The 23,222-nt window shown below is 72.2% G+C and carries 21 protein-coding genes and 1 pseudogene; 16 read left to right on the forward strand and 6 right to left on the reverse strand.

The window, feature by feature from the left end:
- Positions 1–16: 16 nt before the first annotated feature.
- The 3 genes from OHO83_RS22795 to OHO83_RS22805 are packed head-to-tail and all read left to right on the forward strand — an operon-like array spanning position 17 to position 3,622.
- Positions 17–982, forward strand: coding sequence for an aldo/keto reductase (locus OHO83_RS22795; protein WP_266672554.1), 966 nt, complete (start codon positions 17–19; stop codon positions 980–982).
- Positions 983–1,013: 31 nt separating this feature from the next.
- Entirely contained in the window at positions 1,014–2,801 is a 1,788-nt protein-coding gene (locus tag OHO83_RS22800) for a 3-hydroxyacyl-CoA dehydrogenase family protein (protein WP_266672552.1), read from the forward strand.
- 50 nt (positions 2,802–2,851) lie between these two features.
- Entirely contained in the window at positions 2,852–3,622 is a 771-nt protein-coding gene (locus OHO83_RS22805; RefSeq protein ID WP_266672550.1) for an HAD family hydrolase, read from the forward strand.
- On the opposite strand, the gene OHO83_RS22810 is transcribed toward OHO83_RS22805, so the two are convergent.
- The gene (locus OHO83_RS22810) at positions 3,579–4,511 is read right to left on the reverse strand and encodes a ScbA/BarX family gamma-butyrolactone biosynthesis protein (protein WP_266672548.1); all 933 of its coding nucleotides are present in this window, start codon (positions 4,509–4,511) and stop codon (positions 3,579–3,581) included. The genes OHO83_RS22805 and OHO83_RS22810 overlap by 44 nt on opposite strands.
- 116 nt (positions 4,512–4,627) lie before the next feature.
- Between OHO83_RS22810 and OHO83_RS22815 the strand changes: the two genes are divergently transcribed.
- Entirely contained in the window at positions 4,628–5,293 is a 666-nt protein-coding gene (locus OHO83_RS22815) for a ScbR family autoregulator-binding transcription factor (protein ID WP_266672546.1), read from the forward strand.
- Positions 5,286–6,041, forward strand: coding sequence for an HAD family phosphatase (locus OHO83_RS22820; RefSeq protein WP_266672544.1), 756 nt, complete (start codon positions 5,286–5,288; stop codon positions 6,039–6,041). Before OHO83_RS22815 ends, OHO83_RS22820 begins: the two co-directional genes overlap by 8 nt.
- 69 nt (positions 6,042–6,110) lie before the next feature.
- On the opposite strand, the gene OHO83_RS22825 is transcribed toward OHO83_RS22820, so the two are convergent.
- Positions 6,111–6,881, reverse strand: a complete 771-nt coding sequence (locus OHO83_RS22825) for an SDR family NAD(P)-dependent oxidoreductase (protein WP_266672542.1) — start codon at positions 6,879–6,881, stop codon at positions 6,111–6,113.
- 135 nt (positions 6,882–7,016) lie between these two features.
- Between OHO83_RS22825 and OHO83_RS22830 the strand changes: the two genes are divergently transcribed.
- From OHO83_RS22830 to OHO83_RS22840, 3 genes are all read left to right on the forward strand, one after another.
- Positions 7,017–7,616: a TetR/AcrR family transcriptional regulator gene (locus tag OHO83_RS22830; RefSeq protein ID WP_266672540.1), complete on the forward strand. Its 600-nt coding sequence runs from the start codon at positions 7,017–7,019 to the stop codon at positions 7,614–7,616.
- A 331-nt stretch (positions 7,617–7,947) separates the two neighbouring features.
- Complete coding sequence (locus OHO83_RS22835) at positions 7,948–9,096, forward strand: IS701 family transposase (protein ID WP_266672538.1); 1,149 nt, start codon at positions 7,948–7,950, stop codon at positions 9,094–9,096.
- Positions 9,097–9,169: 73 nt separating this feature from the next.
- A complete protein-coding gene (locus OHO83_RS22840; RefSeq protein WP_329434528.1) occupies positions 9,170–9,970 on the forward strand; it encodes an AfsR/SARP family transcriptional regulator in 801 nt (266 codons plus the stop codon).
- A gap of 37 nt (positions 9,971–10,007) precedes the next feature.
- Here the strand turns inward: OHO83_RS22840 and OHO83_RS22845 are convergent, their stop codons facing one another.
- Complete coding sequence (locus tag OHO83_RS22845) at positions 10,008–10,949, reverse strand: LysR family transcriptional regulator (RefSeq protein ID WP_266672534.1); 942 nt, start codon at positions 10,947–10,949, stop codon at positions 10,008–10,010.
- 152 nt (positions 10,950–11,101) lie between these two features.
- Here OHO83_RS22845 and OHO83_RS22850 point away from each other — a divergent pair, with 152 nt between their 5' ends.
- From OHO83_RS22850 to OHO83_RS22860, 3 genes are all read left to right on the forward strand, one after another.
- A complete protein-coding gene (locus OHO83_RS22850) occupies positions 11,102–12,586 on the forward strand; it encodes an MFS transporter (RefSeq protein ID WP_266672532.1) in 1,485 nt (494 codons plus the stop codon).
- Between the two features lie 176 nt (positions 12,587–12,762).
- Positions 12,763–13,599, forward strand: coding sequence for an MBL fold metallo-hydrolase (locus OHO83_RS22855; RefSeq protein WP_266672531.1), 837 nt, complete (start codon positions 12,763–12,765; stop codon positions 13,597–13,599).
- Between the two features lie 132 nt (positions 13,600–13,731).
- Positions 13,732–16,314 carry a polysaccharide lyase family 8 super-sandwich domain-containing protein gene (locus OHO83_RS22860; protein ID WP_266672529.1) on the forward strand — a complete coding sequence of 861 codons (2,583 nt, stop codon included), beginning with the start codon at positions 13,732–13,734 and terminating at the stop codon, positions 16,312–16,314.
- A 9-nt stretch (positions 16,315–16,323) separates the two neighbouring features.
- Here the strand turns inward: OHO83_RS22860 and OHO83_RS22865 are convergent, their stop codons facing one another.
- A complete protein-coding gene (locus tag OHO83_RS22865; RefSeq protein ID WP_266672527.1) occupies positions 16,324–16,701 on the reverse strand; it encodes a nuclear transport factor 2 family protein in 378 nt (125 codons plus the stop codon).
- A gap of 202 nt (positions 16,702–16,903) precedes the next feature.
- Here OHO83_RS22865 and OHO83_RS22870 point away from each other — a divergent pair, with 202 nt between their 5' ends.
- The 3 genes from OHO83_RS22870 (at position 16,904) to OHO83_RS22880 (ending at position 19,859) form a co-directional block, all read left to right on the forward strand.
- Positions 16,904–18,439 (forward strand): AMP-binding protein, encoded by a 1,536-nt coding sequence (locus tag OHO83_RS22870; protein ID WP_266676493.1) that lies wholly within the window; start codon positions 16,904–16,906, stop codon positions 18,437–18,439.
- 215 nt (positions 18,440–18,654) lie between these two features.
- On the forward strand, positions 18,655–19,452 hold the full coding sequence (locus OHO83_RS22875) for a DUF4389 domain-containing protein (protein WP_330279744.1): 798 nt from the start codon (positions 18,655–18,657) through the stop codon (positions 19,450–19,452).
- 110 nt (positions 19,453–19,562) lie between these two features.
- Positions 19,563–19,859, forward strand: coding sequence for a DUF6401 family natural product biosynthesis protein (locus tag OHO83_RS22880; protein ID WP_227296263.1), 297 nt, complete (start codon positions 19,563–19,565; stop codon positions 19,857–19,859).
- A 6-nt stretch (positions 19,860–19,865) separates the two neighbouring features.
- Here OHO83_RS22880 and OHO83_RS22885 read toward each other — a convergent pair whose 3' ends face one another.
- Entirely contained in the window at positions 19,866–20,645 is a 780-nt protein-coding gene (locus OHO83_RS22885; RefSeq protein ID WP_266672523.1) for a mechanosensitive ion channel family protein, read from the reverse strand.
- Between the two features lie 316 nt (positions 20,646–20,961).
- Positions 20,962–21,486 (reverse strand): annotated as a pseudogene (locus tag OHO83_RS47035) (hypothetical protein); the annotation flags it as partial.
- Positions 21,487–21,529: 43 nt separating this feature from the next.
- Between OHO83_RS47035 and OHO83_RS22895 the strand changes: the two are divergent.
- Together OHO83_RS22895 and OHO83_RS22900 are read left to right on the forward strand one after the other, a co-directional pair.
- Positions 21,530–22,375, forward strand: coding sequence for a ParA family protein (locus tag OHO83_RS22895; protein ID WP_266672519.1), 846 nt, complete (start codon positions 21,530–21,532; stop codon positions 22,373–22,375).
- Positions 22,375–23,217 (forward strand): ParB/RepB/Spo0J family partition protein, encoded by an 843-nt coding sequence (locus OHO83_RS22900; protein ID WP_266672517.1) that lies wholly within the window; start codon positions 22,375–22,377, stop codon positions 23,215–23,217. Before OHO83_RS22895 ends, OHO83_RS22900 begins: the two co-directional genes overlap by 1 nt.
- Positions 23,218–23,222: the final 5 nt, after the last annotated feature.

Raw genomic sequence — 23,222 nt, forward strand, 5'->3', positions numbered from 1 at the left:
TGACAAGGGAGTTCGCGTGGAGACGCGTCAGCTCGGCACGACCGGCCTCGAGGTCACCCCCGTAGGCCTCGGCTGTATGGGAATGAGCTGGGGCTACGCCGAGTCGCTGCGCGACGACGCGGCCTCGGTGGACGTGATCCGGCGCGCCCTCGACGCCGGCCCCCTCCTCGTCGACACCGCCGACGCCTACGGGGCGGGCCACAACGAGACCCTCGTCGGGCGGGCCCTCGCCGGGCGCCGCGACGACGCCGTCGTGGCCACCAAGACCGGCATCGTCGTGGACGAACTCGCCACCCGCACCCTGAGCCGCAACGGCTCCCCCGAGCACATCAGGCGCTCGGCCGACGCGTCGCTGCGCCGCCTCGGCGTCGACGTCATCGACCTGTACTACCTGCACCGCGTCGACCCCGAAGTCCCGCTCGCCGAGTCCTGGGGCGCCCTGGCCGACCTGGTGCGACAGGGCAAGGTCCGCCATCTCGGCCTCTCCGAGGTCACCCCGGCGGAGGCGGCCGCCGCCCACGCGGCGCATCCCGTCGCGGCCGTCCAGTCCGAACTGTCCCTGTGGACCCGCGAACCGCTCGACCCGCACACCGGGATCGCCACGTGGTGCGCCGCCAACGGCGCCGCGTTCGTGCCCTTCGCACCCCTGGGCAGGGGCTTCCTCACCGGCCGCTACACGCGGCCCGACGATTTCGAGGACGGCGACTTCCGCGCCACCAACCCGCGCTTCCAGAGCGAGGCGTTCACCGCGAACCTGCGCATCGTGAAGGCGGTCGAAGAGGTCGCCGCCCGGCACGGCGCCACCGCCGCCCAGGTCGCGCTCGCCTGGACGCTCGCCCAGGGCGACCACGTCGTCCCCATCCCCGGCACCAAGCAGCTGCGCTATCTGACGGCGAACCTGGCCGCGGCCGGCCTGCGCCTCACCTTCCAGGACCTGCGCGACCTGGACGCCGCGCCCGCCGCCACCGGCAGCCGCTACTGATGCCCCCACCCGCGAAGGCAGGAGCAGCACCATGGCCGACCACACCCGCACCACTCCCACCACCGACTCCCTTCCCACCACCGACTCCGTTCGCTCCGCCGAGGGCACGCCGCCGCCCTTCACCGTGGCCGTTGTCGGCCTGGGCGGCACCGGGCTCGCCCTCGCGCGCCGCCTGACCCGCGCGGGGCTTCGCGTCACTGGCATCGACGACGACCCCGCGGCCCTGGTCAGGGCCCTGCGTCTGAGCCCCGGGGAGCGCCCGCGCACCCTGACCCGCTTCCCGGCCGGCGTCGCCTCGGCCGACCTGGTCATCGAGGCCGTACCGGAACCCGCGGCCCTGAAACGGGCGGTGCTCGCCTCCTTGCGCGAGCAGCGCCGGCCCGGGACGCCCGTCCTCACCACCGCGCTCACCACCCCGCTCGGGGATCTCGAGGACGCCGCGGGACCCGACCTGTTCGCGCTGCGCTTCCTGCGCTCCGACGCGCTCGACGCCGTGGAACTGGCCCGCGCCCCGCGCGCCGGGGACGCCGCGGCCGCCAGGGTCGTGGAGGTTCTGGCGGCGGCCGGGATCAAGGCCCATCAGGTCGGTGACCGGCCCGGCTCCCTGGCGCCGGGGCTGCTCCTCGGCCTCCTCAACGAAGCCGCGTGGATGGTCCACGACGGGTACGCGAGCGCCGAGGACATCGACACGGCGGTGCGGCTCGGCTGCGGCTGGAGCGACGGGCCGCTGGCCACGCTCGACGCGATCGGCCTGGACACGGCGCGCGATGTCCTCGCCCGCCTCGGCGACCTCGGCGGCGGCCTGCGCGCCCCGGCCCCGATCCTCGACGAGCTGGTCGCGCAGGGCGCGCTCGGCGCCAAGTCGGGCCGTGGCTTCCACCGTCACGGGGAAGGGGCCGCCCAGCGGCGGACCGTCCGTCCCACGGCCCCGCCCGGACGCAACGTCGTCGTCGTCGGCTCGGGCACGATGGCCACCGGGATCGCCGAGGCGTGTGCGCGCGGCGGGTTCCGCACGACACTGCTCGCCCGGTCCGAGGAGAAGGCCGCGGCCGCCGCCGAACGCATCGACTTCGCTCTCCAGCGCAACTCCGCCTCCGCGGACGGCAGTTCCGACGAGACCGGGCCCGCCTCCTGGAGCGCGACGAGCGACCGTTCCGTGCTCGCCTCGGCGGACATCGTGGTCGAGGCCGTCGTGGAGGACCTGGAGGTCAAGAGGCTGCTGTTCGCCGAGCTGGGCAAGGTGTGCCCGCCGAACACGCTGCTCGCCACGTCGACGTCGAGCCTGCCGGTGGGCGCCTGCACGGAGACCGCGGGCCGCCCCGCGCACATCCTCGGCCTGCACTTCTTCAACCCGGCGCCGCTGATGCCGCTGGTGGAGCTGGTCCCCGGCGAGCGCACCAGCGCGCACACCCTCGCGCGGGCCCGCGCCGTGGCCGAGCGGCTCGGCAAGCAGACCGTGGAGTGCGGCGACCGGGCCGGGTTCATCGTCAACGCCCTGCTCTTCCCGTATCTGAACGAGGCCCTGGGTCTCCTAGACGCCGGTGAGGCCACGACGGCGACGCTCGACCTGGCGCTGAAGTCGGTGGGCGGCCAGCCGCTCGGTCCCGTACGGCTGCTCGACACCGTGGGTGCCGACGTGGCTCTGGAGGTGCAGCGGCGTCTCCACGCGGAACCGTCGCTGTGGACACCGGCGCCCGCCGCGCTGCTCGAACAGCTCGTCACCGCACGGCACTTGGGCCGCAAGACAGCCGGCAAGGGAGTCCGCGCGTATCTGACGGCGCGCGCCGCGACCCCCGTTCCCGCCGCGGTCGCGGCCTGACCCGGCCGCCCCACACGCCCCGTCCCAGCCCCCTACGGAAGGCGGCTCACATGCCGGACGCCCACATCTCCCCCGACAGCAACGGCGGTTCAGCCGTCGACATCGCGTTCTTCGACGTCGACGAGACCCTGATCACCGTCAAGAGCATGTTCCGATTCCTGGAGTTCCACTTCCGCGAGCGCGGGCTGCCGCCGTCGGCTTACGCCGAAGCGGCCGGCGACCTGCGGGCCAAGTCCGCCGCGGGGGTGTCCCGCAGGGACACGAACCGCGAGTACTACCGGCTGTTCGCCGGCCGGGCGGCCGAGGAGGTGTTCGCGCACGGCCGGGCCTGGTTCGACGCGGAGCTCGCGGGCGGCACGCTCCTGCACCCGCCCGCGGTCGAGGCCCTGCGCCGGCACCGCGGCGAGGGCACGACGATCGCCCTGGTCTCCGGCTCGTTCAGGCCGTGTCTGGAACCCGTCGCGCGGCTCCTGGGCGCCGACGAGATCCTGTGCAGCGAGCCGGAGATCGTCGGCGGCTGCTTCACCGGCCATCTGGAACGCCCGGTGATCGGCCCGGAGAAGGGCCGCCTGGCGCGGGAACTGATGGCGCGGCGCGCGGTGACCGCACCGCGCGCCGCCGCCTACGGCGACCATGCCTCCGACCTGGATCTGCTGCGCTCCGTGGGGCACCCGGTGGCGGTCGGCGACGACCTGGTGCTCGGGGCCCATGTCACGGAGGCGGGGGGCCGCACGCTGCCCGGGACCGGGCCGGGTGCGGCCGCCGGGGACGACCGGACTACCGGCCGGACGGGGCCTTCGCGACCGACACCAGCGCGGTGAAGCAGAGCTTGTCCTCCTGGTGCATCGTCACCAGGATGCGGGCGCGGCCCTGCTGGTCGTCCGGCAGGGGCTGCGCGTCCACCCGGCACGGGCTGTCCAGCTCGACGTAGCGGTGGAAGACGGTCTCCATCGCCTCGGTGATCCCCGCCCTCGGGTGCCGCACGGCGCGGGCCGCCTGCTTGGCCGCCTCCAGGAGCAGGATGCCCGGCGCGTGGTCGCTGGGGTGGTCGAAGTACATCGGGTGGTGCGTGTCGATCCGCAGCTGCCAGCGGTCGCGCTCGTCGGTGGGCGACAGGACGGCGTCGCGGAACTCCTCGCTCGCCCCGGAGACCGGGGGCGGCAGCGGGCGGCTGCGGGCCAGCTCCAGCATCTCCAGGGCGTCGCCGCGGGTGCCGCGCAGGCGCCGGTAGATCGCGGCGGGCTGGATGTCGAACCGGGTGTGGGCGGTGGCGAGTTGCTCGCCGTCGCGCAGGACCGTGATGTCGAGGGAGAGCGCGGAGACGACGCCCCGGCGGCGCACGATGTCGTAGCACTTGATGTGCAGCTGGGGCCTGCCGCCGGCGCCGCCGCGGCCGAGCGCCTCGAGGCCGAGCGCGTAGCGGTACTCGTCCCACAGCAGGTGGTGGCCGAACGGGACCTCATAACCCGCGTGGGCGAGCAGCGGGAAGGTCTGCCGGATCGTCTCGGTGAGCAGCACCGCGTCGTCGCGGCGGCTGTCCTGGGTGCTCATCAGGCGGCTGGTGTCCGTCCAGTCCGCGGTGATCAGGAACTCGTCGTCGCCGATGCGCTTGAGGTCCGTGAGGAGAACCTGGGAGGCGTCGTGCTTGTGGACAAGTTCCTTGGTGACGCGAGCAGGTATCGAAGTGATCGTCGAAGCCATGTCGTTCATCAGTGATCCCCCTGTGAGTGTGCGCTGTCATGCGCTGCCCCCGACGCGGTAGCGGATCCGCGCCACAGCCAGTAACATAGAGGGCGTTCTTTTTTTTGTCGAGACCGGGACGTGGCATGGCAGCACCGAAGCAGGAACGCGCAGTTCAGACCCGGGAGCAGCTCCTGAGGGCCGCGGCCGAGGTCTTCGACGAGTACGGCTACGCCGGCGCGGGGATCAACAAGATTCTCCAGCGCGCGGGCGTGACGGCGGGGGCTCTTTACTTCCACTTCAAGAACAAGCAGGACCTCGCGCTGGAAGTCATGCACGCCCAGCGCACCACCATCGAGCCGCATGTGCCGTCCACCGGGCTCCAGCGCCTGGTGGACATCACCCTCATCTGGTCGCACTCGCTCCAGGCCGACCCGCTGCTGCGGGCGGGCGTGCGCCTCACGGGCGAACAGGCCAGCTTCGGCCTCCAGGACGCGTCCCCGTACGCGGTCTGGGCGCGCAGCTTCGAGGAGTGCCTCGAAGTGGCCCGCGAGAGCGGCGAGTTGCGCGACCACGTGGAACTCGGCGAGCTCGCCGAGTTCGTCGTCGGCGCGTGCACCGGCATGCAGGAGTACGCGCAGGTCGTCTCCAAGCGGGCCGACCTGCCGCGGCGCACGGTGAACATGTGGAAGCTGCTGCTGCCCGGCATCGCCACCGACCGGACCCTCGGCACGATCGAGAACAGCCAGGAGCGCGCGAAGTCCTTGTGGACGACCCTGGGCGCGCACGACAAGGGGAGCGAAGATGACTGACCTGCCTCGCCGGCTGCGGCTCGCCGCCGTCAACATCGACGGCGTGCTGCTCAACGACACGTTCAGTCCGCTGATCCACCGGTTCGTCACCGGCCGCGGGGGTGTCTACTCGGCCGACGTCGAGCGCCGTATCTTCTCCCAGCGCCAGGCCGTCGCGGGGCAGGCCATGGCGGAGTCGGTGCCGCAGGACATGACGGGCCCGCAGGCTCTGGAGGCGTACTTCGAGGAGCGCGCCGCCTATCTCACCGACCACCCCGTGGAGATCATGGACGGCGCGCTCGGCCTCCTCGACCGGCTGCGCGCCGCGGGCCTGCCCTTCGTCTGCTACGGCGGGCTCGACAAGGCGCATTTCGACGAGCATCTGGGCGCGTACGCCCACCTGTTCGCCGAGCCGCAGTACCTCTGCACGAACGAGGTGCGGCCCGGGCTCGAGGAGATCACCGCGCACTTCGGCCTCGACCACGGCGAGGTGCTGTTCATCGACGACGTGGCGCGGGTCGCCGAGGCGGCCAGGGCGCTGGACGCGCCGTTCATCGGCCACCCCAGCACCTTCGAGCACAGCCATCAGGCGCAGCTCATGCGGGAGACCGGGGTACGTCACCTCGTCGGCTCCCTGCACGAGATCGACGACACCCTGCTGCGCACGCTGGACTCGGAGGCGGCGGCCGGCACGGTGTGGCGGGGCGGCGGCGCGGACACGGGTGACGCGGGTGACGTGTACAGGGGCCTTGCGGGTGCGGGGGTCTGAGCGGTCGGTTCGCCTGATGCGCGTGCTCCGGCCGGCCCAGGGAGCGGCCGGAGCACGGGCGTTCAGGGATCAGACGGCCAGGACCCCGCCGTCCACGGGCACGGTCGCGCCGGTGACGAAGGACGACGCGTCGCTGCACAGCCACATCGCCGCCTCGGCGACCTCGGACGGCGCGGCGAAGCGCTGCTGGACGGCCCGCGCGAAGAACGTCTTCTCGATGCCGGGCGCCTGGTCGATGACGGACTCCATCATCTCGGTCAGCGTGCTGCCCACGGCGAGCGCGTTGACGCGTATGCCGCGCGTGCCGTACTCGGCGGCGGCCGCCTTCGTCAGGCCGATCACCGCGTGCTTGGCGGCGACATAAGGGGCGCCGACGCCGGTGGCGATGAGGCCCGCCGTGCTCGCCGTGTTCACGATGGAGCCGCCGCCGGTGGGGAGCATGGCGGCGATCTGGTGGCGCAGGCAGTTCCACACGCCCCGCACGTTGATGTCCATCACGGCGTCGAAGTCGTCGTCCGGCGTCTCGTGCAGGTCCTTGCCGAGCGTCGCGTGACCGGCGTTGTTGAAGGCGGCGTCCAGCCTTCCGAAGCGTTCCACCGCGGTGGCGACGGCCCGTTCCACGTCCTCGCCGCGGCGCACGTCACCGACGACGGCCACCGCCTTTCCCCCGTCCGCCGTTATCTCCCCCACGAGCGCGTCGAGTTGCTGCTGCCTGCGGGCCATGAGCACCACAGGGGCGTTCCTTCCGGCGAACAGGCGCGCCGCCGCCGCGCCGATGCCCGACGAAGCCCCCGTGATCATCACTACCCGGCCGTCCATGTCGCGTACGTCCTTGATCATGACGGGCAGTCAAGCAGGTGATCCTGAACGCCGGGAGAGGGCATCTCAGCCATCCGGCGCGGCCGACCTGCCAAGAACGTTCCGGGCTGCCGCCCATGGGGTGTTCTTGGGAAAGTCTTGACCTACGGTAGATCCATGGCACGCCAGGAGAGAGCAGAACTGACCCGGCGCCGGCTCATCGAGGCCGCTGCCGCCGAGTTCGCCGCGCACGGGTACGCCGGCACCTCCCTGCTCGGGATCGTGAAGTCGGCCGGGGTCACCATGGGTGCCCTGACCTTCCACTTCTCGTCGAAGTCCGCCCTGGCGGACGCCGTCCAGGAAGCCGGGGCCGCCGCCACGCGCGCGGTGCTGCACGACGACGAGGCAGGCCCGGGACCGCGGGGCGCGCTCGTCGACACCTTGGCGCTCGCCGAGGCCCTGGAGACCACTCCGAGCATCAGGGCCGCCGCGCGCTTCACCCGCGAGGGCCGCGACGCCGAGTCCAACTGGTACGCGGCCTGGGTCCCGCACCTGCGCGAGAGCCTGGAGCGCGGCTGGCCCGGCGAGCGCCCCGCCTCCGGCCTGACCCCGGTCTCCGCCGCCGCGCTGCTCACGTACGTCATGGCCGGCGTCGAGGCCACCGCGTCGGCCCGGGGCGCCCTGCGGGACGCGTACGGCGCCGACCCCCAGGACGAGCTGGCGCGGGCGCTCGAGGCGCTGAGCACGCTCGCGTCCCCGGCAGCCAAGCCCCTCTGACGGGACCGGCGTTCGCCGGTCCCGCCCTCGACTCACGTACGGAACAAGGCTCCTCGGGCGCTCGCGCATCAACTGAATGCACCGTTCCGGGCACGGATCGTACGCGTGGCCACACCCGGCGACGGGCCGGACGACCCCCGCACCCAAATATTCAAGTTCCCCTCCACGTACCCCTGAGCGCGCTCTCTCCCCAGCTCAGAACCCCTGCCGCCGGACCGCGGCGCACGCTCCCGCCGGGCTTTCCCCTGCCCTTCCCGAGAACTGGGCTAGAAAAATAGAGAACGTTCGCTATATTTCCTGGGCGGCCACGTCGAGGGAGAGGAGCCCACCCATGGACCGGACGTTCGACGACAGCGCACCCACCACCGGCGCGGCCCCCGCGCCGCCCGTGCACCGCCTCTTCGCCCACCTGCCGCGCGCCGACCAGCGCCGGTGGGCCGAGGTCTATGTGAAGGGGCTGCTCGCCACCCCGGGCAAGAAGTCGCTGCGGCGGATGGCGGCCTCCGTCACCCCGTCCCCGACGGCATCGCAGTCGCTCCAGCAGTTCGTCAACGTCAGCCCCTGGGAATGGCGTCCGGTCCGCGCCGAGCTCACCCGCTGGGTCGCCGGACACACACCGGTGCGCGCCTGGACCGTGGCCCCCGTGGTGATACCCAAGCGCGGCAGCCTCGCCGCCGGGGTCCACCGGCGCTTCGTGCCCGGCCTCGGACGCACCGTCAACTGCCAGCTGGCACTGGGCGCGTTCCTGACCTCCGGGCTCGGCGACGTCTCCGTGGACTGGCAGCTCTACCTGCCGCGCGAATGGACCGCGGACAGCCGGCTGCGCGAGCAGGCCCGCATCCCCGGCTCCACCGGCTACACCGACGCCGCCGGGCTCTGCCTCGCGCTGCTCGACCGGCTCGCGCGGACCACCACCCGCCGGGCGCCCGTCGTCATCGACCCCGAAGGCCACCTGGATGCCGAAGCACTCGTCGGGGGCCTGGAGGCACGCGGCCACGACTGGATCGTCGCCGTGCCCGACGCCCTCCGCCTCGCCCTCGCGCCCGACCAGAGCACCGCCCCCCGGCCGCCGCTCGAGACCGTACGCACCCTGGTCCGCCGGCACGCGTCACCGCGTACCGCCGCCCGGACGGAGTGCGGCAGTCCGCGCCTCGGCGCGCTGTCCACGCTGGTGCCGCTGCCCGGCGGCGACCGGCCCTGCCTGCTCGTCGGGGAATGGACATCGTCGTCCGTCCGGCCCGACCGGACCTGGCTGACCAACCTGCACCCCGACCGCCACTTCCAGGCGGGCGCGCTCATCGCGGAGCGCGCCGCCGCACGGGCCGGAGCAGCCGAGACCGAGCTCGGACTGCACGACTTCGCCGGCCGCTCCTACGCCGGCTGGCACCGCCACGCGACGCTGGTCTCCGCCGCGTCCGCGCAGCGCAGGCTCGGCCACGGCGGGTGTCCGCACGCCACGCACCGCAGCACCGCACCGTAGGGACCACGACCTGTCTGTCCACCCACTCGCCGTCCGCCGACACGGACTGCGCGTCCATCACGAGGGAGGGGCTGTGGAGTTCCGTCTCCTTGGTCCGATCGACGTATCCGAGCAGGGGCGCGACATCACGCCCACCGCACCCAAACAACGGCAGGTGCTCGCCCTGCTCCTGGCCAGAGCCAACCGCCGGGTGTCCGTACCGACCCTGCTCAACGAGGTGTGGGGCTACGAGCCGCCCCGCACCGCCACCACCGCGCTGCAGACCTACATAGGGTCCCTGCGCAAGACGTTCGCCACCGCGACCGGCACCACCGCGCGCCACATCGCCGAACACCGCCTCGTCACCGACGGGAACGGCTACGTCCTGAAGCTCGCCGACACCGAATGGGACCGGCCCCGCTTCGAGCGGCTGGTCCTCCAGGCGCGCGGCCTGATGGAGGAGCGCGAGGCACAGCGCGCCACCGAGGTACTCGGCGAGGCCCTCGCCATGTGGCGCGGCGCACCGTTCTGCAACGTCAAGGCGGGCAGCCAACTCACCACCCAGTCAAGGGTGTTGAACGAGGCTCATCTCGCGGCCTGCGAGGTGCGGGTCGACGCGCTGCTGTCGGCCGGGCGGTTCCAGGAGGCCGTGGGTGACGCCGTCGCCCTCGTCGAGGAGCACCCGTACCACGAGAACGTGCACGCCCAGCTGATGCGCGCCCTGTACGCGTCCGGCCGCCGGGCCGCCGCGCTCGAGGTCTACCAGTCGCTGCGCCGCCGCATGAGCGACGACCTCGGCATCACGCCGTCGCCCACCACCAGGACCCTGCACCACGCGATGCTCCAGGACCGCCCCGACCAGCGCTATCTGTCCGCCGCGGGAGCCGTCCGCTGACCCTGCCCCGCACCACCGTCCGCGGCCCTGACGTCCCTCAGGCGCCGCCCTCGGACTCCCACAGGGTCTCCAGCGCCCTGGTGGGCCCGCCCAGCGAGCGCACATGCTCCAGCGCGGCACCCACGAACGCCCGCAGCCGGCCCGTCTCGTGGTCGGTGGGCCAGATGAACGCGTACTCGATGCGGGGGGCATCACTGAACGGCCGGAACACCAGGCCGGGGCGCGCGTAGTACCGCACACCCGCGGCCGCGACCGGCGTCACCCCCTTGCCCGCGAGGACCAGCGACAGCGCGTCCTCCCAGTGCGTGATCGCCTGGCCGTGCGGAATGGGCCGCCCCGACGGCGTCTGCCGCGGGAAGTGATGGTCCAGCCAGTGGGCCGGCACCGGCCTCGTCACCGTCAGCAGCGTCGCCTCCGCCAGATCCTCCACGCTCAGCGTCTCGCGCCGCGCGAACGGGTGCGTGGACGGCATCAGGAGCACCCGCGGCTGCGACAGCAGCACCGGACCCGTCGTCAAATCGGCCTCCGCCACCGGGAGTTCGGTGACCTGAAGATCGATGTCCCCGGCGCGCAGCGGCCCGTACGGGTCGGATATCTGCACCTGGCGGATCTGCACGTCCACGCCCGGGTGACGGCGCGCGAACACCGCGGCGACGCTGTGCAGCAGATGACCGGTGAACGCCCCCGAGAAGCCGATCCGCAGCGTGCCGGTGATCCCCCGGCCGGCCGCCGTGGCTTTGGCGATCTCCTCCTCGATACGGCGCTGAGCAGGGCCGATCCCGTCCCTCAGCTGCTCCCCGATGGCCGTCATCGTCACGCGGCGGCTGCTGCGCTCGAACAGCTTCGCGCCGATGCGGCGCTCGACGCGCGCGATGGTCTGGCTGACACGGCTCTGCGAGACACCCACGCGTTCGGCGGTCCGGCCGAAGTGCAGTTCCTCCGCCAGCGTCAGAAAGATCTCGATCTCCTGGCGTTCCATGTCCTCCCCGTCCTCGGCCTCGTACCCCTCACCAACCCGCTCACCTCGAACGATGAGCCCGGCGAATCGATCGTTGCACAGATCGTTCTTGTTGCGCAGGTGCGCCGATTCGATGCTGGTCAGGCCCGATCACATACGAAAGGACACCCCTGATGGCTGTCACCGAGTCCTCTCCCCCCACCGGTCCCCTCATCGAGACCGGTGTCCTCGCCCCGCCACCTCCGGTCGCCGACGTGGGCCCCGCCGACAGCTCGTTCAGCACGCGGGGCTGGCTCGTCCTGATCACCCTGTGCTGCGCGACGTTCATGTGCGGCCTGGACTTCTCCATCGTCACCGTCGCCCTGCCCGACATCGGCAGCAGCCTCGGCTTCTCCTCGCCCGGCACGCTCCAGTGGGTCGCCACCGCGAGCCTGCTGCCCTCCGCGAGCCTGCTGCCGCTGTTCGCCCGCGTCGCCGACCTCGTGGGGCGCAAGAAGCTCTTCACGTTCGGCGTGGCCCTGTTCACCCTGTTCTCGCTGGGCGCCGCACTCGCCAACAGCCCCGGCGTCCTGATCGCCACCCGCGTCGGCCAGGGCACGGCCGCCGCGATGATCGCCCCCGCCGCCATCGCCCTGATGACGGGCTACTTCCCCGAGGGCCCGCAGCGCGCCCGCGCCCTGGGCCTCAACGGCGCCGTCATGTCGCTCGGCTTCGTGCTCGGCGCACTCGGCGGCGGCGTCATCACCAGCGGCTTCAGCTGGCGCTGGACGATGGTCGTGCTGTGCGTCATGGGCGCCGTCGCCCTGGCCGGCGCGCTCGCGCTGCCCGTGATGCGGGAGTCCGCGTCCGCCAAGCGCATGGACATCCCCGGCGCGGTCCTCGCCACGCTCGGCCTGTTCGGTCTCGTCTTCGGCATCTCCACCGGCGGCGACAAGGGCTGGGTCCGCGCGGACTCGCTCGGCTCCATCGTCGCCGGCCTCGTCCTGCTCGGCGTGTTCCTCCTGGTCGAGCGGCGCCACCCCGAGCCGCTGATCCCGCTCAGCGTCCTGGGCCGCCCCACCGTCAAGTGGTCCGGCCTGTTCGGTGTCGTCACCTTCGGCATGTGCGCCGGCACGACCGTGCTGCTCAGCCTCTACATGCAGGACGTCCTCGGCTTCACCCCGCTCCAGGCCGGTCTGAGCTACCTCGGTGAGGGCGCGGCCGCGATGCTCGGCGGCATGTACGTCTCCAAGCTGCTCGGCCGGTTCGGCGGCGAGCGGGTCCTCGCGGCCGGCCTGCTGATCCAGGGCGCCGGCACCGTCGCCATGTTCACCCTGCCGCAGAGCGGCAGCATCGCGCCGCTCATCATCACGTCCTCGGTCATGGGCCTCGGCCACGTCTTCAGCGTCGTCTCCTTCATCACCGTGATGACGACGGGCGTCAGCGAGGAGGACCAGGGCGTCGTCGGCGGCCTGTCGCAGCTCCCGCAGTACGTCGCCGCGATCGGCGTCGCCGGTCTCAGCGCGATCGCGGCCGCCCGCACGAACGCCCTCTCGGGCGGGGCGGGTCCTGACGCGGCCGCCACGCTCGGGGGGCTGCACGCCGGCATGGTCACCGCGGGTGTCGTCGCCCTGGTGGGTGCGGGTCTTGCGGCGACCGTGCTGCGCAAGCGCGCCTAGCCCCGACGCGGGGTGCAGGAATCTGGTCGCGGGGAACATGCGTGCCGTCTGCGCGGTTCCCCGCGCCCCTTGTCCGGGGTGCCGGCGTCGTCGTTGTTCTACGGGCCACGGACCACGGACCACGGACCACGGGCCGGACCCGCGCCCCTTCGGAACATCACCAAGGAGACCGATCCGTGAACGACAGGCGACTGCGCAGGCCATCTGCCGTGTGTTCCGTGCAGGTAGGTGATCTGAAGGTCAGTTACGTGCCCGACGGCGCCATGCTGTTCAAGCCGCCGGAGCCGCCGCGGGCCGGCCTCGGCGCCGCCTATCTCAACGACACCGCCCATCTGGTCGCCAACACCGGCGGCCTGCTCGTCCAGTCCGACGGGCGGGCGCTGCTCATCGACGCGGGGTTCGGCCCGCACTCGGTACCGGAGGACCCCGACCACCCGTACATCGGCTCGGTGCACGGCGGTTCGCTGCCCGACAACCTGGCGCGGCTCGGGGCGCGGCCCGACGAGATAGAGGTCGTGGCCTTCACCCATCTGCACCGGGACCACATCGGATGGGCGTGCACGGATCCCCCGGTGTTCACGGCGGCCGCGTTCGCCGTGCCGAAGAGCGAGTGGGAGAACCGTCATCAGGTGCCGGGGCTGACCGCCGGGGCGCTCGCCGCGCTGGAGCGCCGGCTGCGGCTCGTCGTCCCCGGCGAGGAGATCTTCCCGGGCGTGCAGACACTGGCGCTGCCCGGTCACACCGCGGGCCACACCGGCTTCACGATCACCTCGCGGGGCCGTCGCCTGCTCGCGTTCGGGGACGCGCTGCACTCGCCGCTCCAGGTGCGCCACCCCGAGTGGTTCACAGTGTCGGAGGGCGACCCGGCCCAGTCGGAACGCCACCGGCGCAGGCTGATCAGCGAACTCCAGCAGCCGGACACCCTCGGCTTCGGCATCCACTTCGCGGACGTCGTCTTCGGACAGGTCGTCCCCGACGGGGCGGGGGAGGGCGCCGACTGGCTTCCCGTCTGACCGCCCTGCCGGGCCCCCTGCAGGACATGCCAGTACGCGCTTTCCCCGCCGTGCCCGTGGACCTCTTGTCGCCCTCGGGCCCATCTGCTTGACTCCGCCCGCCAGCACGCCAACCCACCGGCGGAGGAAGCCATGGAGATCACCCGCAGACGCCTGCTGTCCGCCCTGTCAGCCGCCGGTCTCCTGACGGTGATCCCCACCGGACGGGCGAACGCCGCCGACGCGGCCGCGGACAGCGCTCGGCTCCTCGCCAACACCGTGGGCGTCTTCGCGGGGACCGAGGCCTCCAACTCCCGTACGGAGACGGCCGCCAAGCGCGCCGCGATCGACAAGGCCGCCCGCGCGAACCTGAGGTCCATGGACGCGGCCGGCCCCGGCGAACTCTTCGCCGGGCTCGTCCTCGGCACCGACGAGGCCAGACTCAACACGGCGTACAAGCAGTTGTACGAGATCGCCCTCGCGACCCGCGCGCCGGGCGCGGCCCCCGACCTGTACGGCGACGAGACGGTGCAACGCCGCGTCATCGACGGCCTCGCGTGGCTGCACGAGCGCTACTACGGCGACCAGTCCAAGGGCTACTACGGCAACTGGTTCTACTGGGAGATCGGCCTCTCCCAGTTCATCAGCAAGACCCTCGTCCTCCTCGCCGGCGCGGTGAAGGCCTACCGCCCGGACCTCCTGCGCACCTACGTCGCCTCCATGGACGCGTACCTGCGCAACGGCACCGACGGCGACGTGAACCTCGACTCCCGCTTCCACACCGGCGCCAACCTCGCCGACATCACCACGAACCGCATCCTCCAGGGCGCGCTCCTCGTCGGGGACGGCGGCGGCGCCCCCGACGGCGAGGCCCGCGTCCGCAAGGCCCTCACCGACCAGCTCACCGTCTTCGCGACGATCGACCCGTACGCACTCGACCACGGGGTCACGGACGGCTACTACGCCGACGGCTCCTTCATCCAGCACGCGTCCGTCGCCTACACCGGCTCGTACGGGAAAGGCCTGCTCACGCGGGTCGTGCAGACCCTCAAGATCCTCGACGGCACGGGCTTCGCGCACGGCGGGGAACTGGTGCCGACCGTCGTGGGCTGGGTGCGGAACGGCTTCGCGCCGCTCATCTTCGAGGGCTGGATGATGGAGATCGTCAAGGGCCGGGCGGTGTCCCGCCCGGACACCGGCTACACCGACGTCGCGATCGTCGTCGAGGCGGTCGTGGATCTGGCGTCACTCGCCGAGGACACCGCCGGCGCCGACGCCACTGCCCTCAAGAGCTACGTCAAACACATCCGGGCCACCTCCCGCGCCGCCCTCGACCCGTCCTCGTTCGTCTCCCCCGTGAGCATCACGCGCTACGCCGACATCACGGGCGACGCGTCCGTCCCCGCCGAGGACCTCAACCCCGCGTCGCGCACGGTCGCGTTCAACGCCATGGACCGGACCGTGCACCGCAGGCCGGGTTACGCCTTCGCGCTCGCCCGGAGTTCGAGCCGCATCAGCAAGTACGAGTACATGAGCGGCGAGAACCTCATGCCGTGGTTCCAGGGCGACGGCGCGTACTACCTGTACCTGTCCGGCCAGGACCAGACGCAGGCGTACGGCGTCGACTACTTCACGACGGTCCCGCCGTACGCCCTGTCCGGCGTCACCGCGCCGGTCGAGCAGCGCCGCACCGTCCCCGAGCTCTACGGAAAGCCGTACTACGACAACCCGGGCCACCCGCTGAACTTCACGTCGTCGTCCGAGTCGCAGAACACGTACGTCTACTTCCCGTGCGGCACCGGCCCGCACTCGGGCGGCGCCGTGCTCGGCGCGTACGGCGCGGCCGCCATGGTGCAGTCGGACGACGTCCCCTACCGGGACAAGCAGAAGGGCATCCTGCCCGACGACTTCGTGGTCTACCGCAACGCGACGTCGACGAAGTCGTGGTTCCTGTTCGACGACGAGATCGTGGTCCTCGCGGCGGATGTCGGCGACGCGGCCGGGCGGGCCGTGACGACGACCGTCGACTCCCGCACGGCGGCGCCGAACGACCTGACCACGGTCACGGGAGCGCTCCGCGACGGCCGTCCGTGGAGCGGCCCGGGCACCGGCGACCTGCACTGGCTGCGCTACGCCAACGCGACCCGCGGCACGTCGCTCGGCTACGTCTTCCTCGACACCCCGCGCGTGCGGGTCACCCTCGACGAGGTCACCCGCAGCCGCCGCGTGGTGCGCACCGCGAACCCGGACACCGCGGTGACCCGCACGGTCCTCGGCGTGACGGTCGACCATGCGGAGGGAGCCGAACCGGCCTGTCTGGCCTACGCGTTGGTGCCGAACGCGGCGGATGCCGCCCTGCGCTCGTACACCCGCCACGACGGCCCGCTGACGGTCCACGCGAACACACCGCGCCTCCAGGCCGTCACCCACGAGGGCCTCGGCCTGACCGCCGCGAACACCTTCACGCCCGGCCGCCACGAGACCGCGGGCCTGCGCGTCGAGGGCCCCGCGTCGGTGCTCGTGCGGCGCGGGCGGCGCCACGGCGACCCGGTCACCGTCGCGGTCGCGGACCCCACGACGCAGCGAGACACCGTGACCGTCCTGCTCCACGGGCGCCCCCTGAGCAAGGTCACCGCGGACCCGCAGGTGCGGGTGACCCGCGTCCACGGCGGCACCCGCCTGGACGTGGACACCCGCCACACGTACGGGCAGAGCCTCACGGTGACGCTGCGCTAGCGGGAGTCGTCACGCTGCCGGGATCCGGTCCAAAAACCCCTGCACCGTACGGATCCGGCCGTCCTCGGCCAGCGAGATCACGTCGGACCCCGCGACGGGCGCGGAGCCGTCCGCGGTGGACACCAGCTCCCAGGTGAACCGGGCGATGTCGTGGTGCCCGTCGACCGTGCCGGTCTGCCGGAACGCGAACCCGGGAAACTGCTCGCGGGCCGCGGCGATCACGGCGGTGATGCCCTCGTGCCCGGCCACGTCGGCCAAGGGGTCGGTGTAACTGCCGTCCTCGCTCCACGCGGCGGCGACGGCCTCGGCGCGGGCGTCCGCGTCCTCGGCGTTCCAGGCCTCGAAGTAGCGGGCGACGGCGGTTTCGTGGACGGTGATGACGGACATACGAATCGGCCTCCAGCCAGGTCGGATGCGGGTCCGGAGCCCGGGAGGAGTGCGCCGCCCGGGTTCCGGATGCCTTCAGCCTGCCGGGCGGACGGACGCGGGTCGATTACGCCGGAGGTAATGCCGCGGAGGCCCGGTTCACCCATGCTGTGGTCGGACAGAACCTGATCTGTTGTTCATCGTCTGTGCTCGGGAGGCCATGATGTTCGTCCCGTTCGGAGCCCTTGATTTTCTGGAACGTGCCGCCACCGTCTACGGGGACCGGATCGGCGTCGTCGACGAGCCGGTCCAGCCGGCCGAACCCTGGGAGGACCTCACCTACCGCCGCGTGGCCGAGCTGGCGCGCGCCCAGGCCGCCGGGCTCGACGCGCTCGGGGTGCCGCTCGGCGCGCGCGTCGCGGTCGTGTCGCCGAACAGCGCGCGGCTGCTGACGTCGTTCTTCGGGGTGAGCGGCTACGGCCGCGTCCTCGTACCGGTCAACTTCCGTCTCACCGCGGAGGAGGTGAGCTACGTCGTCTCCCACTCGGGCGCCGACGTCCTCCTCGTGGACCCCGAACTGACGGACCGCCTCGCCGGCGTCCCCGCCGAGCACCGTTTCACCATCGGGGCTGCCGCCGACTCCGAGCTCTACCGGTTCGGCACGGACCCGAGCCCCTGGACGCCCGACGAGAACGCCACCGCCACCATCAATTACACGAGCGGCACGACCGCCCGGCCCAAGGGCGTCCAGATCACCCACCGCAACATCTGGGTCAACGCCGTCACCTTCGCCCTGCACGCGGGCGTCACCGACCGGGACGTCTACCTGCACACGCTGCCGATGTTCCACGCCAACGGCTGGGGCATGCCGTTCGCCATGTCCGCGCTCGGGGTGCGCCAGATCGCGCTGCGCAAGGTCGACGGCGCCGAGATCCTGCGCCGCGTCGAGGAGCACGGCGTGACCGTGATGTGCGCCGCGCCCGCCGTCGTCAACGCCGTACTGGACGCCGCCCGTTCCTGGAAGGGCGCGATCCCGGGGCGCGACCGGGTCCGCATCATCGTCGCCGGGGCGCCGCCGCCCACCCGCACGGTGGCCCGCGTCGAGTCCGAACTCGGCTGGGAGTTCATTCAGATCTACGGCCTCACGGAGACGTCGCCGCTGCTCACGGTGAACCGGGGCCGCGCCGAGTGGGACGAGCTGGACACGTCGGCACGCGCGGAGAAGCTGGTACGGGCCGGGGCGCCCGCGCTCGGCGTGACGCTGCGCACCGACGAGGAGGGCGAGGTGCTCGCCCGGTCGAACGTGATCCTGGAGGGCTACTGGGAGCAGCCCGAGGAGAGCGCGAAGGCCCTCGCGGGCGGCTGGTTCCACACGGGCGACGGGGGCACGGTCGACGAGGACGGCTATCTGACGATCAGCGACCGCAAGAAGGACGTGATCATCACCGGCGGCGAGAACGTGTCGTCCATCGAGGTGGAGGACGCCCTCTTCGGTCACGCCGGTGTCGCCGAGGTCGCCGTCATCGGTGTCCCGGACGAGAAGTGGGGCGAGACGATCAAGGCGCTCGTGGTCCGGTCCCCCGACTCGGGGGTCACGGAGGACGAACTGATCCGCCACTGCAAGGACCGCCTGGCCGGCTTCAAGGCGCCCACGTCGGTGGAGTTCCGCGACGCACTGGCCCGCACGGCCACGGGCAAACTCCAGAAGTACAAGCTGCGGGCGCCGTATTGGGAGGGCCGGGACCGGGGGGTGAGCTGAGCCGCACCCCGGCGGTCGGCCCAGGCCCCTCGTACATTCCCGTCATACGCACCGGCGGGGGCCGGTGCGTGCGATCGCAAGGCGCCGGTATGCCCTCGTAGCTCCGCTACGAGGGCATACCGGCAACGCCGCGAGCGTGCGTGCCGACCCCCGCCGACCACTCGGGCGGACGACCCGGGGTGCCCGTACCCCCTCCCGTCGGCAGAGTTACCGGCATGGAACCCCACTACGGCACGGTCCCGCTGATTCCGGGCGCCGAGGCCCTGCCCGAGTTGGACATCCCGCTGCCGGGGCGGCAGAACCGGCTCTCCGTGCTGGTGCGGCTCCTGCTGCTCCTGCCGCACTTCGTCGTGCTGGCCGTGCTGTCGGTGGTGACGTTCTTCGCGGTGGTCGCCGGCTGGTTCGCGGCGCTGCTGCTCGGGCGGCTGCCGGGTCCCGTCGAGCGGTATCTGGCGGGGTTCCTCGGCTACGACACCCGTGTGAACGCCTGTGCGATGCTCCTGACCGGCCGCTTTCCGTCCTTCGAGTTCGGCGAACCGATGGGTTACCCGGCGCGGGTGCGCGTGCAGCAGTCCGTGCACCTCAACCGGCCGGCCGTGCTGTTCCGGCTGCTTCTGGTGATCCCCGCGGCGCTCGTCGCGGTGGTCGCGAGCGCCGGCTGGTGGGCCGTCTCCGCGCTGTCGTGGCTCGTCGTGCTGTTCCTCGGCCGGATGCCGCTGCCGCTGTTCGAGGCGACGGCGGCGGTTCTGCGCTACCGGATGCGGCTCGGCGCGTACGTGCTGCTGCTGACCCCCGCGTACCCGAAGCGGCTCCTCGGCGACCAGTCGGCGCCGGACGCCGTCGTCGGCACCGTCGCGGGCCCGTCCGCGACGCGGCCGCTGTTCCTGGGGCCAGGGGCGAAGGTGCTGGTCGGAGCGTTCCTGGTGCTCGGTCTCGTCGGCGGGGCGGCGAACGGCTCCCGCTACGGCGCGGACGGCTCCGCCGCCGTCCAGGCCTCGCTGCCCGGCTTCTGACCGCTCGCGGGCCGTCGCCGGACGCCCGACCGCACCGGTGACCGCTCCTGTGACCAACGGCATGACAAAAGGCCTGTTCCGGGCGCTATGCCCCGTTTACGGTGGAGCGCATGTCTCCCCTGGCCCGCATCAGCACCTCGTACACCCCGCGCTTCGCGGAGTTCGCGTTCGAGCCCGGCTTCACGGCCGCCGTCGACCAGCATGTCGCGGAGCTGCGGGACAAGCTGGAGGCGGGCGGGGGCGCGCTGCAGCCGCAGGCCCCCGACCGTGAGGTCCTCTCGGACTACGCGCTCGGCTTCCTCGACGCGCTCGCCGAGAACGGCTGGCGCGAGCCCGTCGGGCACGACTACGCGGTGTGCCGCCTCACCGCCATCAGCTGGCTGGTGAGACGGCACGATCTCGCCTGAGACAGGTCACATGTCGTCGGTGCGCTCGCGCTCCTGGACGGGCTGGTTCGTCAGCGCGTCGTCGCGGCCCGTCTGGTAGGCGGAGATGCCGCGGGCCTTGGCCGTCTCCCGCTCGGCGCTGTTCAGCATGCGCTCCCAGCGCTGCCGCATCGGGACGATGAGACCGCCGCCCACCCCGACGACGACGATGCCTACGGCGGCGGCGAGCGCCGCGATCAGCACCGGCTGGGTGACCGACGTGGCGATGCCCGCCTGGCCGAGCGCCGCGATCACGCCGAGTGCGACGATGCAGGCCCAGACGACGGTGCCGATGGTCCTGCCGTACGAGACCGCCGACAGGGCGTTGGTGACGATGTCGCGCACGACGTTGGCGATGGCCATGGCGATGACGACCAGGACGATCGCGACGATGGCGCGCGGCAGCCAGGCCACGATGCCGTTGATCATGTTGCTGACGGGGTTCGGGCCGAAGACGCCGAGTGCGATCTGCAGGGTGATCAGCAGCAGCGCGTAGTACACGACCTTGCAGACGATCGCCGTCATGTCGTACTTGGAGCCCTCGAGCATGCGGGCCGCGCCGGCACGCTCGGCGAGTCTCTCCGAGCCGACCTTGCGCAGGACTCTGTCGAGCACCCCCGCTATCAGCTTCGAGAGGATCCAGCCGATGGCCAGGACGATCACGAAGCCCACGAGCTTCGGCACGAACTCGGCGATCTTCGACCAGGCGTTGTTGAGTCCCTGTGTGAAGTCCACGGCGAGTGGGGTGGTGTCGGTGAGGTGGCGCATGAGTGGTCCTCCACTCGCTGGGGCCCGTACGCGCTGTCGCGCCGGGCGGTCGTCCCCCCACAGATGCGGTGATGTGCTCCCTTGTGGATATCAGCGCACGAATGGACGAGGCCCCTGGGCCGCGTCCATTCGTGTGACAGATGACGGTCAGGCTGCGAGGCCGTCCGTGTCCTTGTAAGGCACGCCGTCCTTCGCCACGAGCAGGACGTTCTCGGGCTTGCCGAGGCGGCGCGATGCCGGTGGGCGAGTTGCCGCGCGCGATGACGAGGTCGGCGCGCTTGCCGGGCTCCGGCGTGCCGATCTCGTGGGCCGGGCCCAGCAGCTCCGCCGCCTCGGACGTCCCCGCCAGGATCGCGCCCATCGGCGTCATCCCGGACTCGACGAGATACGCCGGCTCGCGCAGGTTCGTGCCGTGCGCCGCGATGCCGCAGTCCGTGCCCATGGCGACGCGCACGCCGCGCTCGATGGCGTGCGGGATGTGCCGGCGCGCGACCGTCTCCCAGTGCTTCTTCTTCGCGTACGCCCAGCTCGTGGCCTTCAGCGGGTCGGGGGTCGGTGTTCGCCGTGGTCGGTGTTCGCCGTGGTCGGCGTCGGCACGAGGAACGAGCCGCGGCTCCCCCGTCCCCGTCGCCGGAGAACTCCCCCCGTCCGTACCGCCCGAGCATCTCCGCGCGGTGAAGCTGACGGGGCGGCTCCTGGACGCCGAGGGGCGGGCCGTGGGATACGAGCAGGTGGATGTCTGGGCGTAACCACCCGCTGTCCACGGCGTGTTCGCTCCGCTCGCCCCCGCCCGCACTGCCACAGTGACCAGGTACAGAATCACCCGTTTCGCGCGTTTCATAATTTTAGTGCGTTACGCCGGTCTCCCAGGGAGTGTGGTGAGCATGGCCCACGTGCACGTGATCCTCAATCAGAAGGGCGGCGTGGGTAAGTCCACGCTCGCCGTCAACCTCGCCGCCGTGACGGCGGACGTGCTCGGCGCGGGGACCGAGGGCGGCCGCCCGCCCGTCGTCGCCGTCTCCATCGACCCGCAGGGCTCCGCCGTGTGGTGGTCGGAGCGCGTCGGCGGCGGCCTCCCCTTCGACTTCGTGCAGGCCCACGACGACCTGGCCGGGCTCGCCGCGCTCTCCCGCATCCCCTCCGCCCAGCACGTCTTCGTCGACACCCCGGGCTGGCTCGACCTCGCCGAGTCCGCCGGCGAGGACCCGCTCGGCAAGGGCGCCGCCGCGGACGCGCTGCGCGCCGTCCTGTCCAACGCCCACGACGTGATCGTGCCGATCGAGCCCGAGCCGCTCGGGTTCCAGCCCACGCAGCGCACCATCGAGCGCGTCGTGAAACCGCGCGGCCTGCCCTACCGCGTGGTCATCAACAACTGGGACCCGCGCGACGGCAAGGCCGACCTGGAGCAGACGCGCGCCTTCGTCGAGGCCCAGGACTGGCCGCTGGCCCGCACGGTCGTACGGCACTACAAGCTGCACACACGCGCCTCCGCGGACGGCCTCGTCGTCACTCAGTACGGCGCGAACCGCGTCGCGCTCCAGGCCCGCGAGGACTTCTTCCGCCTCGCCCTGGAAGTGGGCCTCGCCGCGATCCCGGCCCCCGCCAAACGCTCCGCGAGCAGCACCCGTACGCCTGTGGGGAAGAACGCGCAGAAGCAGGACGCGCAGGCCGCTTCGGCCAAGAGCGCCAAGGCCAAGAGCTCCAGGAACGCCAAGAAGGTGAACGTCTGATGGGTCGCCGTACCGATCTGTCCTCCCTGCTGTCCTCCGGCGCCGCGGCCCCGGCCGCGGAAACAGCGGGCGAAGGCACCCAGCCCGTCTCCCGCGACGCCGCGCACCCCGTCTCCCGCGACGCCGCGCACCCCGTCACCGTCGCGCTCGCCGACCTCGCCGAGAACCCCGACAACCCGCGCCACGAGCTGCGCGACCTGGACGGGCTCGCCGAGACGGTGCGCGAGCGCGGGGTGCTCCAGGCGCTCGGGGTGGTCCCCCGCGCCGTGTTCCTCGCGGCGCACCCGCACCACGAGGAGGCCGTGGGCCGGGCCCCGTACGTCGTCCTGCACGGCCACCGGCGGCTCGCCGCGGCCCGGATGGCGGGCCTGGACGAGGTGCCCGTCCTGGTGCGCGAGGACGCGTCCCGCACCGACGAGGACGCCCTGATCGAGAACGTCCAGCGCGACGACCTCACCGAGCTGGAGCAGGCCCAGGCCATCCAGGGCCTGATCAAGAGCTACGGCTACTCGCAGCGCCAGGTCGCCGCCCGGATCGGCAAGACGCAGGGCTTCGTCTCGCAGCGCCTGTCCCTGATGAAGCTGCGCGAGGACCTCCAGGAGGCACTGGCCGACGGCCGCGTCTCGGTCGAGGACGCCCGCCGCATCGCCCGCCTCCCCCAGGAGGAGCAGGCGCTCCCCGGCGACACCGGCACACCCCCGCCGACCGTGCCGAAGGCCCGGCGTGATTACGGCGTAATCAAAATCGACAGCCGGGGCACCCCGGAAGAGGTCGTCGAGTCCCTCCGACGCCATCTCGCCCCCGCGGCCCTCGACCGGATCCTGGAACTCCTCGGCCGCTGAGCACA

The organism is Streptomyces sp. NBC_00569, from assembly GCF_036345255.1.
Classification (GTDB): Bacteria; Actinomycetota; Actinomycetes; order Streptomycetales; family Streptomycetaceae; genus Streptomyces.